At 66.2% G+C, this 12390-nt stretch carries 9 protein-coding genes; 4 read left to right on the forward strand and 5 right to left on the reverse strand.

Going from position 1 to position 12390, the window contains the following annotated elements:
• Window positions 1-49 precede the first annotated feature (49 nt).
• From ACP150_RS01645 to ACP150_RS01665, 5 genes are all read right to left on the reverse strand, one after another.
• Window positions 50-1402: an alginate O-acetyltransferase AlgX-related protein gene (locus tag ACP150_RS01645; RefSeq protein ID WP_424964798.1), complete on the reverse strand. Its 1353-nt coding sequence runs from the start codon at window positions 1400-1402 to the stop codon at window positions 50-52.
• Window positions 1399-2412 carry an alginate O-acetyltransferase AlgX-related protein gene (locus ACP150_RS01650; RefSeq protein WP_424964799.1) on the reverse strand — a complete coding sequence of 338 codons (1014 nt, stop codon included), beginning with the start codon at window positions 2410-2412 and terminating at the stop codon, window positions 1399-1401. Before ACP150_RS01650 ends, ACP150_RS01645 begins: the two co-directional genes overlap by 4 nt.
• 11 nt (window positions 2413-2423) lie before the next feature.
• On the reverse strand, window positions 2424-3800 hold the full coding sequence (locus ACP150_RS01655; protein WP_424964800.1) for an MBOAT family O-acyltransferase: 1377 nt from the start codon (window positions 3798-3800) through the stop codon (window positions 2424-2426).
• A gap of 3 nt (window positions 3801-3803) precedes the next feature.
• The gene (locus ACP150_RS01660; protein WP_424964801.1) at window positions 3804-4391 is read right to left on the reverse strand and encodes an alginate O-acetyltransferase AlgF; all 588 of its coding nucleotides are present in this window, start codon (window positions 4389-4391) and stop codon (window positions 3804-3806) included.
• 188 nt (window positions 4392-4579) lie between these two features.
• Window positions 4580-5950: a phosphomannomutase gene (locus ACP150_RS01665; RefSeq protein ID WP_424964802.1), complete on the reverse strand. Its 1371-nt coding sequence runs from the start codon at window positions 5948-5950 to the stop codon at window positions 4580-4582.
• Window positions 5951-6167: 217 nt separating this feature from the next.
• Here ACP150_RS01665 and ACP150_RS01670 point away from each other — a divergent pair, with 217 nt between their 5' ends.
• From ACP150_RS01670 to ACP150_RS01685, 4 genes are all read left to right on the forward strand, one after another.
• On the forward strand, window positions 6168-7574 hold the full coding sequence (locus ACP150_RS01670; RefSeq protein ID WP_424964803.1) for an HlyD family secretion protein: 1407 nt from the start codon (window positions 6168-6170) through the stop codon (window positions 7572-7574).
• A complete protein-coding gene (locus ACP150_RS01675; protein WP_424964804.1) occupies window positions 7561-9153 on the forward strand; it encodes a glycosyltransferase in 1593 nt (530 codons plus the stop codon). Before ACP150_RS01670 ends, ACP150_RS01675 begins: the two co-directional genes overlap by 14 nt.
• Window positions 9154-9310: 157 nt before the next feature.
• Window positions 9311-10741 (forward strand): mannose-1-phosphate guanylyltransferase/mannose-6-phosphate isomerase, encoded by a 1431-nt coding sequence (locus tag ACP150_RS01680; RefSeq protein WP_424964805.1) that lies wholly within the window; start codon window positions 9311-9313, stop codon window positions 10739-10741.
• Window positions 10742-10961: 220 nt separating this feature from the next.
• A complete protein-coding gene (locus tag ACP150_RS01685) occupies window positions 10962-12371 on the forward strand; it encodes a nucleotide sugar dehydrogenase (RefSeq protein ID WP_424964806.1) in 1410 nt (469 codons plus the stop codon).
• The last annotated feature ends 19 nt before the right edge of the window (window positions 12372-12390 follow it).

The raw sequence follows: 12390 nt of genomic DNA on the forward strand, positions 1-12390 counted from the left end.
CCCGTGCCGCAGGATCGCGACAGGTGCCACCGACAACACGGCGCCCCACTCACCCCGGGAACAGGCGGATCTCGGCGATCTCCGCGTCCTTGGCCGGGGTCAGGGTCAGGGCCACCGGCGTCTTGGAGCCGAAGTGATCGAGACTGCCAAAGACGCTGTGGGACCGCATCTCAACCGGGACAGCGCGCCGCCGCCGGAGCGAGACCTTGCCCGTGGATCCGTCGTCAAAGCGCAGCTCGAGCCGCATGTCCTGATGCTTGAGGCCCTGGGTCACGATCTCGATCCCGCCCGGTGCGCCACCCGAAAGAGGGATGTCGACCGATTTACCCGGGGTCACGGCCACCGGCACAGCGCGTTGCGACGCCCCGGCGGCCTGCAACGCCCCCAGAAGCTGGCGCAGGAAGGAGGTCGAGTTGAAGCTCTCGGTATAGGGCAGCTCCCAGACGACCATGGCGTGGTCGCGCCGCTCCAGCGCACCCGAGAGGACATAGGCCTCGATCGCGCCGATCGGCCCGCCGCCAGACACCGACAGGTTCTCGACATCCGCGTCAAACGCCCGGGCCAGGGCATCGCCGAACCGGTAATCGTCGGACTTGTTGCGGTTCGAGAAGCTGCTGCCCAGCAGGGCGATGGACGGACCCGCCTGCGTGTCATCCAGCAGGTCCAGCGCCGTGGGCCGGGTCAGATCGTAGAGCTGGACCTCCTCGACCCCTGGATCCTGATCACAGGCCTTGCGCAGGATCTCGGCGAGCGAGCCCTTTTCACGATAGCTCTCATCAGCCTTGGCCGCAGGGACAAAGGATGCCGCCGCCGGAAACAGACCCGGACGCTGGGTCGCCGTCAGCGCCGCGAGGCGGGACGCGCTCGCCGCAGCCCCCAAGGGGGTCCAGTGGGTATCACGGCGAAAATAGAAGCGGTCGCGCAACGCCGGATCTCCGAGCGCCAGCGCCTGCAGGTCGGGGACAATCGCGCCGGTCTCGGACAGCTGGGCGAGCAGCGCGGCAAACGAGGCCTGCGCGGCGGCCACATCGTAGCGCTCGCCCCCCATGGCGGCATCGAGCTGCGCCTGCCCCGCCACGACGGGACGCGGCGGCGCGATCAGGATCGCGAGCGCCACATCCCGCGCCGCGAAGGCTTGGGCGATTTCCCCGACCAGCGTCGCTGCGCTGCGTTTCATGTCGTAGCGGTCCTTGAGCTGGTCGCGGGTAAACATCCAGCCGCTCTGCTGATCGCTGTAGATCGGCGCAACCTTGGCATAGCGCTTCGGCAGGCTCTCGGCCTCCAGCAGCGCGGAACAATAGGGCGCTGCCTGCGCGTGGGGCGCGGCCAGAAGCGCGGCGGCTCCGATCACCGAGGCGAGTTTGGCGCAGTATTTCGCGGTGTGTTTCAGGGCGGTTTTCATGATTGGGGGCTCCTGGCTGTGAGGTAGCGTTCCGGGATCTCCCAGAGCACGAGGGTTGGCGGGGTGCCGAGCGTATCGAGCTCGGCGAGAAAGGCGTCCATGGGGGCAAAGGGGCCCTGCCCCACGGCACTGGCATTGAGCAGATCGACCTGCAGCGCCTGGCTCAGGAACCCGGCGAAGTGGAAGGCAGGCTTGGCGGAGAAGCTCGTGCCCACCAGCGCCACGGGGATCTCCGCCGCGCCAAAGAGGCCCCCTGCCGAGGTTACCGTGGTGTCATAGGTCCGGATCAGGTCGGGATGGGGGCCGACATGCGGGCGCAGCGCACCGGTGGCGACGAACCCGGCCAGATCCCCGTCGAAGGCGCGGAACCCGGTTTTGCGGGTCTCGACATTGCTTTGGGCCAGCGGGGTATCGGCGAGCGCGGCGGCGATGGCCTCGGCGGCGCGATGGGCGCCCTCGGGGCTCCAATGGGTGTCACTGCGCAGAAACGACGTGTCGAAATCGAGCGCGGGCCGCAGGTCGATCACCGGCAGGCCGGCTGCCGCGACCGTGGTCAGCGCCCGGTCATAGCGTCCGGCGAACCCGGCGGAGCGCCCGCGCGGCAGACGGTGGGCCTGCATCCGCGCCTTGTCGGGCACGATGACCGGGGCCAACTGAATGCCGCGCGCCGCAAGTACCGACCGGGCATGGGCGAGCTCCGCCGCCAGATCCCGGAGGGCCTCGGGCTCGGCGAATTCCTCAGCCGTGAAAAGCCAGCCCCCCTGCCCCGCAACCGCCCCCTGAGCGGGTTCGCGGAAAAGCTGCCAGCGCAGGGCGGCCCAAAGCTCCACCGCCGCGGACTGGGTCGGCAGGGCGGTCTCGAACCGCGCCTCGAAGCCTCGCTGATAGCGGCCATCGGCCCAGCCCTCCAGCGGCGTACCCGCGTCCACATTGATCAGGGCCGCAACGGACAGGGCCGCGAGGCCAGCGGTCAGGGCCAGGGGAATGATGGTATCGGATTTCGGATCCATCGCTCGTCTCCTCAAAACTGGAAATACAGGAAGGGGCTCTCGGTCCGGGCCTGCACCACAACGCAGCACAGGAGGGACAGAACCGCCGGTTTCAGGCGCTGCGCGAGGCTCGGGACCTGCCAGCGACCGGGCCGCCGCAGGGACAGGCCAAGCCCGATGATCAGGAAGATCGCCTCGGTCGGCGCGGTCAGGGTGATCAGCTCGGGCCGCAGGGCGACGCCGTTCAGCCCGACCATGCCGCCATAGATGGCCAGCGCATCGGCGAGCGTTTCCGCCCGAAACACCACCCAGCCGAGGATCACGAAGACCATGGTCAGCGGCCATGCGATGGCGCGCGGCCAGACCGTGTCGCGGGATTTCGCGCCCAGCGCGCGCTCCAGCGCCATCAGTCCGCCATGCCAGATCCCCCAGACCACGAAGGTCCAGTTTGCCCCGTGCCAGATCCCGCCCAGCACCATGGTCAGCAGCAGGTTGCGATAGGTTTTCGCCGCCCCGCCCCGGTTCCCGCCCAGCGGCACGTAGAGATAGTCACGCAGCCAGCGCGACAGGCTGATATGCCAGCGCCGCCAGAACTCGGTGATCGAGCGGCTGGTATAGGGGGCGTCGAAATTCTCCGGAAAGCGGAAGCCGATCATCAGGCCAAGCCCGATGGCCATGGCCGAGTAGCCCGCGAAGTCGAACAGCAGCTGCACGGAATAGGCCAGCGCCCCGAGCCAGGCCTCGGCGGCCGTGGGGTCCGGCAGGGCAAAGATCCGGTCCGCAAGCGGCGCGACACTGTCCGCAACCAGCAGTTTCATCGCCACCCCTTCGACGAAGCGGCGCACGCCCCGGGCGAAGATCGACAGGGAATGGCTGCGCGCCTCGAACTGATGGGCGAGGTCCTTGTAGCGCAGGACCGGCCCGGCAATCAGCTGCGGGAAGAGCGACGAGAAGGCGAGGAAATCCACCAGCTTGCGGGCGGGCGGCGCGTCTCCGCGCGCCACGTCGATCACGTAGCTGATCGACTGGAAGGCCAGGAAGGACAGGCCAATCGGCAGGATGATCTCAGGCACGGTGAGGGCATCGCCCCCCAGCGCCGTGTTGAGGTTCCCGAGAATGAAGGTCGTGTATTTGAACCAGCCCAGAACGGCGAGGTTGAACCCCACGCCCAGACGCACGGCCCATTTCCGAACCTCGGGCCGGGTTGCTCCGGCTGCGACGCGACCGGCGACGAAGCTGCCCCCGGCAATGGCGTAAAGCACGATCAGCGCATCCGCCCGCCACCAGGCGTAAAACAGGGTCGAGGCCAGCAGGATCAGCCAGTTCCGCGCGGCTTTGGGGACGACGTAGTAGGTCGCCAGAAAGACCGGCAGGAACCCGAAGAGGAAGATGGGTGTGGAGAAGACCATGGATCAGTCCGCCAGCGTGGGGCCAAAGCGGTTCTCGATCAGCTGCGCGCCGTCCGGACGCGCCACGAAAGTCACGTTCTGACCGCGCCGGAGGCTGACCTCGAACCGGCCCAGATCCGCGCCATCGGCCGTGACCACGGCAAGCGTGACCGCCACCGGGTTCACGGCGCGGGCGGCGGCGGCCCCCGTCTCGGTCTCGGCCACGACAACCATGGCAGGCTCGGCAACTTCGAGCCGGACCGGCGCATCTGCGAGGTTCACCAGCGTGAGCTGCACCTTGCTGCGATCCGGGCGGGCGGGTTCCTCGATGACGACCACGGCGCCACCGGCATCCCGGGCGGCGGTGTAATAGACCCCCGGCTGCGCGCCGCTCGTGGCGGCGGCAGAGACCGGGTGGAAGACATCGCCCTCGGCACCGAGCGCGGCAATGCCATAGATCTCGGGCGCGGGCCCCGGCTCGATCCAGCGCAGGAAGGCGGCATCCTCGGGCGGGGGCGCGTCATAGAGCGTGTTGTCCGCAGCAATGCCGGTGGCAGCGGTGGACAGAAACACCCCAAAAGCAAGAGACACGGGGGAAAATCGAACTGGCATAACAGGCTCCTTTGTTGGAACCGGCATACCGGAGACGCGGTGCGCCCGAGCTGCGCAAAAGTATAGCCGTCCCTCTCGGAGGGCTACACCACTGCCCCTTGGGACAGGCGGGCAAGGCCCCACCCCACGTGAAAACGCCGCCCGAGAGGGGGACCCTCGGACGGCGCTGTTCGAAGATGTGGACCCTGTCAGGCGGCGGCGCGGATCGCCTCGCTCAGCTCGAGGACACGCGCCCGCAGCAGGTCGGGACAATCCAGCGTCTCGACATTCAGACGCAAGAGCGGCTCGGTATTCGATGCCCGCAGATTGAACCGCCAGCTGTCGAATTCCATGCTGATCCCGTCGAGCCCATCGACCGTTTCGGCGCAGCCCTCATAGCGGGCCCGCAGGCTGGCGGTCACCTCGTCGGTGCTCTCGACGCGGAAGTTGATCTCGCCCGAGGAGGGGTGGCGCTGACGCATCTCGGCCACGAGGCTCGAAAAGCAGGTCTTGGCGCGCGACAGACGCTCCAGCATCAAAAGCCAGGGGATCATGCCGCTGTCGCAATACATGAAGTCGCGGAAGTAGTGATGGGCCGACATCTCGCCGCCATAGAGCGCGCCCTCGGCCCGCATCTTGTCCTTGACCAACACATGGCCGGTGCGGGACATGATCGCTTCGCCGCCGCAGTCGCGCACGATGCGCCGTGTGTTCCAGACGACGCGAGGGTCATAGACGATCTTGCCCGCCGGGTTGCTTTCCAGAACTGCCTCGGCCAGCAGACCGACGACGAATTCGCCGGGGATGAACCCGCCCGCCTCGTCAAAGAAGAAGCACCGGTCGAAATCCCCGTCCCAGGCCACGCCCAGATCCGCGCCATGGGCGGTCACCGCCTCTGCCGTGACCGGCTGGTTCTCGGGCAGGAGCGGGTTGGGAATGCCATTGGGAAAGTTTGCATCGGGGGCATGATGCAGGCGGGTGACGCGGATCTGTGCGCCGCGCGCCTGCAGATGGTCGATGATCGCATCGAAGGTCGGCCCGGCGCAGCCATTGCCTGGGTTGGCCACCAGATGCAGCGGCCCGATGGCCGCCGGATCCACAAAGGCGCAAACCCGTTCCACATAGGCCGCGCGGGCCGAGACCGGGCTGTGCCCGCCCCGTGTTTCCGCCTTCGGCCCGAAGGCCGCCGTTGCCGCCACGCGCTCGATCTCGCGGAAGGTCGTATCACTGAGGGGGCGCGCGCCCGCCCCGACCATCTTGACCCCGTTATAGTCGATCGGGTTGTGCGACGCGGTGACCATCACCCCGGCATCGGCGCCGAAATGGTCGGTGGCGAAATACACCTCCTCCGTGCCGCACAGCGCTATGTCGAGCACCTCCGCCCCCGCATCGCGCAGCCCCTCCACCAGCGCCGCCAGCAGAACCGGCGAGCTCTCGCGGATATCGCGGCCCACCACCACCGAGCGCGCCGAGAGGGTCTGCGCCAGCGCGCGCCCGATCCGGTAGGCGATATCGGCATCCAGATTGTCGCCCACACGGCCGCGGACATCATAGGCTTTGAAACAGGTCAGGGTACTCATCGGCTCACACTCCTTATGAAACTGACCTTGGGATAAACGGTACATCCGCGCCCTGAGAAGCCTTTTCGCGCCGCTCTATACCGATGCATCGGGACTATACTTTCGAGACCTCCGCTATCCCTCCGCACCCGCCATCTGCGCGGGTCCAGCAGGTAGAACGCCCTCAGTTTTCCAGTTTCAGAGGCCCAGTTCCGTGAAGATCCGCCACGAAAGACCCATGTCCGACCTGTCCTTTCAGGTCCGCGCGCCGCTCGGGCTCGAGCTGGCCACGGGCGATGTCGTGGCCGTGGCCGAGTGGTCTCTGAGCGGGCTGCAGTTCCCCGGCGACAGCGATGTGCTGCCCAGCAAGGGTATCCTGTCGATCCCGTTCCAGGGGGTGGATATCCGCTTTCCCGTGCAATTCAAACCTGGGGCGGAGGGGCGCGAGCTGCTCTTTGACGGGCTGACCGGGCGCCAGCGCGAAACCCTTGCGGTCTTTTATCGCTCGATCCTGTCAGGCCGGATGGCCAGCACCGAAGAGGTGATCACCAGCCTCGACACCCCGGTCGATCTCGTCCCCATGGAAGAGACCGAAGAGGAAAAGACCGTCGCAACCCAGGGCAAGACCCCGCGCAGCCTGCGGGTGGTCTGGAACCTTCTGGTCTATTGCCTGATCGGGGTGGTGGTCTTTGGCCTGCTGGGTCAGCAGATCTGGACACGGCTCAGCTCGATCCCCGTGGGCCAAGCCCGGGTCGTGGCCGAGCTGGTCGAACATCGCGCCCCCACCGGGGCTTATGTGGACGAGATCCGCGTGGCTCCGGGCGAGGCCGTACGCCAGGGTCAGACCCTCGTGGTGCTGTCGAGCCCGGGCCATGGCGGCACCCTGACCGAGATCCGCACGGATCTGCGCCGGGCCGAGGCCGATGCCCGCCAAAGCCGCAAGGCGCTCGCGCTGCATATGGAAGGTCTGGCCGATGCGCGCCGCCCGTTCGAGGCGGCTCTGGCCCAGACCATCGCGGCGCGGCGCGTGGGGGATTTCCTCGGGGATCACACGCTGCAGGACATGCGCCGCGCCCAGCAGGCGCTGGCCCTGTTCGACGCCGAAATCTCGCAACGGGCCGACGACTTTCATGCGCGGCGCGAATACCTGCAGGACATGCTGCGCGCCCAGAAGGACGACATCGCCCAGCTCAAGCGCGAACTCAGCGCCGAAAAGGATGTGGGCGGGGCTGCGGATATCGTGGCACTTGCCGATGGCATCATCGCCGAGATCCCCGCCTTCGAGGATCAGTTTCTCGCCCGGGGCGACATGGCCCTGACGCTGGAAGAGGCCGGCCCGCGCCGCGTGATCGGCTGGCTGGATGAGGGCATGGCCGCGGCGGTCTATCCCGGCATGATCGCCAAGCTGACCGCGATCAGCGGCGGCCAAACCCGCCAGATCCGCGGCGTCGTCGAGGATGTGGTCGCGATGGCCAATCCCGACCGCGCCGGCAGCTTCGGGCTGCGGGTGTCGGTCCTGCCTGCGGATTGGGTGATGCGGGATGCGCCGGAGCTTTTGCGCCCGGACGCGCCCATGGAGCTGCGCCTCGCGCGCAACCCGGCCTGGCTTGCCGCGCTGAAGGAGCTGATCGATGTACGCCCCTGAAAGCGAATACGCCTTTGACAAGGATCTGACCCAACGGCTGCGCGGCTATCAACGCCCGGCCAAACGGGGTCTCGCCAAATGGTCCTTTGGTCAGCTCTTTGCCTTTGCCGTGGGGATGACCGGGCTGGTCTATCTGGTGGTCAGCACGCAGAACCGGTTCTTTCAGCCCGATGTTCTCCATGTGACGCTCGTACTCGGCACGCTTGGATGCTGGCGGTTCGGCTGGTGGTTCACCCATGCGGTGCGCGCCGAGATCTACCGCCGGGTGAAATGGCCGCGCATGCGCGCCAAGGCCGATGCGGTCTGGCATTCGGGCTGGAGGCCCCGGCGCCTGCATATCCAGATGACGACCTATTACGAGGAACCGGCGATCACCAAGCGGGTCATCGGCTCGATCCTCGGCCAGATCAAGCGCGAGGGGATCCCTACGACGCTCTATATCGGCACGGGCTCGGCCTACGACGAGCTGATCATCCGGTCCTTTGTCGAAACCCACGCGCAGGACATCCCCGATGATCTGGCCGAGCTCGTCTTCATCCGCCAGAACCAGCCGGGCAAGCGCATGGCCATTGGCCTGATCCTGCGGGCGATCAATCGCAACGGGGTGGATCCCGACGATCTGGTGATCTTCATGGATGGCGATGCGCTCTATGGGCAGGACGTCATGGAGAAGACCCTGTCGATGTTCGGCGCGGATCCCGAGTTGCAGGCCCTGACCACCGATGAAGAGGTGATCTGCTATGGCCCGAAATGGATCGCCAACTGGCTCGACATGCGCTTTGCCCAGCGCCGCCTCGCCATGCAGAGCCATGCCATGTCCGACAAGGTGCTGACCCTGACCGGCCGGATGAGCGTCTTTCGCGCCCAGCATATGCTGAGCGAGCGGTTCATCCGCACGATCGAGGCGGACCATCTGGACCACTGGCTCTGGGGGCGGTTCCGCTTCCTGTCCGGGGACGACAAGTCGACCTGGTATCACATGCTGACCTGCGGCTCGAAGATGACCTATGTGCCCGACGCCACCGTCTACACGATCGAGGTGATCAAGGAGAACGGGCTGGAGCGGATGATCCAGAACTTCCGCCGCTGGTCCGGCAACATGCTCCGCAACGGGACGCGCGCCATCGCGCTCGGGCCGCGCCGGGTGAAGCCGTTCATCTGGTGGTGCATCGTGGATCAGCGGATCGCCATGTGGACCATGATGGTCAGCCCGACGCTGGCGATCCTCGCGGCCTTCGTCGATCCGATGTATCTGGTGAGCGCGCTGATCTGGGTGATCTTCAGCCGGGTGGTGCTGTGCCTGTTCCTGTTCCGCTACAGCCGGACCGTGGATCTGAGCTGGCCGTTCATCCTGTATTTCAATCAGGTGATCAACGCCTCGGTGAAGATCTTCATGATCTTCCACCTGTCCAAGCAGAAATGGTCCAATCGCGGCAACCAGAGCGCGGGCGGCGGCGGCGGGCTGATGGCGCGGATGCAGAACTGGACCGCCAAGGCCCAGCTGGTGATTGCCGTGGCGGCCTTTGTCTCAGGGCTTGCGATCTATATCGGCGCCCTGCCCGCCCCGAGCTGGTTTTGAGCGCGCGCGTACCCGTCCCCCCCGCCTCGAGACCCGGCCTATCCCAAAGGATAGCGCTGGTCTCGAAAGGGCGCGGGTTCGATCCTCTCGGACAGACGATTTTGTCGCCCCGGACCGGCATGGTCTTTCCAAGAGATCAAGCAAAGGAGTTTTCGTAATGATCATCCCCGTTATCCTCGCTGGTGGCTCCGGTACCCGTCTTTGGCCCGCGTCGCGCAAAAGCTACCCCAAGCAATTCACCGAGCTTGTGGGCGCGCGCAGCCTGTTCCAGGACACCGTGACCCGTCTGCAGGGGGCGTCCTTTGCCGCCCCGACCATCATCACCGGCAACGATTTCCGCTTCATCACCGCTGAACAGCTGGATGATGCGGGCATCGAGGGCGCGTCGATCCTGCTCGAGCCTGCGGGCCGCAACACCGCCCCCGCGATCCTCGCCGCCGCCCTGCGCCACGAGGCGACCCCGGATGCGGTCCTGCTGGTGTCGCCCTCCGATCATCAGATCGCCGACACCGAAGCCTTTCTCGAGGCCGTGGCCGCCGGCGAAGCCGCAGCCCAGGACGGTCATCTCGTGACCTTCGGGATCAAGCCCACCGCGCCCGAGACAGGCTATGGCTATCTGGAACTGACCGGCGCGCCGGAACTGGGCAAACCGCAGGAGCTGAAATCCTTCGTCGAAAAGCCCAAGAAAGCCCTGGCGCAGCAGCTTCTCAAGGATGGCCGCCACATGTGGAATGCCGGGATCTTCATGTTCAAGGTCCGCACCATCATCGAGGCCTTCGAAGTGCTGGCCCCGCGCCTCGTCATGCCGGTCCGCGCGGCACTGGCGGCGGGCAAGGACGATCTGTGCTTCTTCCGCCTCGGCGAGCAGGCCTACGATCGCTGCGAGGACATCTCGATTGACTACGCGATCATGGAAGCCGCTGAAGCCCTGCAGGTCATCCCGGTGTCCTGCGGCTGGACCGATCTCGGCTCCTGGCGCTCGGTGCATGGCGCGTCGGATCAGGACGCGGCGGGCAACACGGTCGAGGGCGACGCCCTGCAGATCGATTGCAAGAACACCCTGCTGAAATCCAACGCGACGGATACCAAACTCGTGGGTCTCGGGCTCGAAAACATCGCCGCCATCGCCACCGATGACGCGATCCTCGTGGCCAATCTCGACGACAGCGAGCGCGTCAAGGAGGTCGTGGCCGAGCTCAAGATCCAGGCCGCGCCGCAGGCCGAGGGCTTCCGCCGCTGCCACCGCCCCTGGGGCTATTACGAGACGCTGTCCCTGGGCGAACGCTTCCAGGTCAAGCGGATCATGGTCAAGCCGGGCGCCGCGCTCAGCCTGCAGAGCCATTTCCACCGGGCCGAGCACTGGGTCGTGGTCGAGGGCAGCGCCCATGTGACCGTGGATACCGACGTCTCCCTCGTGAGCGAGAACCAGTCGGTCTACATCCCGCTCGGCGCCGTTCACCGGCTCGAGAACCGCGGCAAGGTCCCGCTCAACCTGATCGAGGTCCAGTCCGGCGCCTATCTCGGCGAGGACGATATCATTCGCTACGAGGACGTCTACGCACGCGCCCCCGAGCAACAAGTCGCCTGACCCCACTCACGGACATCAGGCTTGGCCCGCGTTACCGGATTGCCGGTAGCGCGGGCCTTTTTTTATGCGCCAATCCCATCCGCGCGCCCCTCCTATCCGAAAGAACAGGGCGGCGATGCTTTTGCGGAAAGATCTAGTCTTTCAGTTAAAATACTTCGCGAATTCAGCACGTTAAAACCTCATCAACGGTAACAAGAGTTTACGTGAAAGGGTTTTCACCATGCTGGACATCGCATCTTTCGACTTCGCCCGCGCCGGGTTCGAGGCCGCCCTCCCCGTCACCGCCAAACTGGCCATCTCCGTCGTCGGACTGGGCTATGTGGGCGCGGTCTCGACCGCCTGCCTGTCCAGCCTGGGCCACAAGGTGGTGGGCGTGGATATCGATGCGGCCAAGGTCGCCGACATCGCCGCGGGCCGCTCGCCAATCCATGAAAAGGATCTGGGCAAGCTCCTGGAGGAAGGGGTTCAGAACGGGCTCGTCTCGGCGACCGCGGATCTGGCCGAGGCGGTGTTCGGCACCGATGTGACCTTCGTCTCCGTCGGCACGCCGACCGCGCCGGATGGCGGCTGCGACTACCGGTTCATCGAGGCCGCCGCCCGGACCATGGCCGCCGGGCTCGCACGGAAGTCCGAGTTCCACGTCTTCGTCATGCGCTGCTCGATCCCGCCGGGCACCACCATGAAGGTGATGACCCCGATCCTCGAAGAGGTCTCTGGCAAGAAACTGGGCGTCGATTTCGGCGTGGCCTTCAACCCCGAGTTCCTGCGCGAGGGCGTGGCCGTCGCCGATTTCTATGCTCCCCCCAAGACCGTGATCGGCGCCACCTGTGCGCGGACGGCGGAGATGCTGCGCGAGATCTACGCGCCGGTGGATGAGCAGCCGATCCTGACCTCCATCGAGACCGCCGAGATGGTCAAATACGTGGACAATGTCTGGCACGCGACCAAGGTCTGCTTCGCCAATGAGGTCGGCCGGCTGGCCAAGTCCCAGGGCGTGGACAGCCACGCGGTGATGGATGTGTTCTGCCAGGACACCAAGCTGAACCTGTCGCCCTACTACCTCAAGCCCGGCTTTGCCTATGGCGGCTCCTGCCTGCCCAAGGAGGTCCGCGCCGTGGCCCATATCGCCAAATCCGCCGGGGTCTCGCTGCCGATGATCGAAAATCTCGGCACCTCCAACCGCGAGCAGATCGAGAGCGCCGTGCGCATGGCCCGCGAGACCGGAGCGCGCCGCGTCGGGATCCTCGGACTGGCCTTCAAGCCGGGCACCGATGACCTGCGCGAGAGCCCGATCCTCGAGGTGATTGCCGCCCTGCGCGACGAAGGGATCGAGATCGTCGTGCACGATCCGGCCATCACCGCCGACACCGCCATCGAGAGCCAGCTCGGCTATGTCAAACATGGCAGCCCCGGCCTCGCCGCCCTCGCAGGGGAGCTGCGCGATTTCCTCGTGGCGCGCCCCGAGGATGTGGCCGCACAGGCGGATGCGCTGATCGTGACCCAGTCCAACCCCCATTACGCCCAGATCGCCCATGATGCCGCGACCCGGTGCGAAACCCCGATCATCGATGTTGTGCGCCTCTTTGAGGAGTGCCCGAAAACCGAGGCCTATCAAGGCATTGGATGGTGAAGTTGTGATTGAACAAGAG

It is taken from the genome of Dinoroseobacter sp. S375, from assembly GCF_049800775.1.
In the GTDB taxonomy this organism is placed as follows: Bacteria; Pseudomonadota; Alphaproteobacteria; order Rhodobacterales; family Rhodobacteraceae; genus Dinoroseobacter.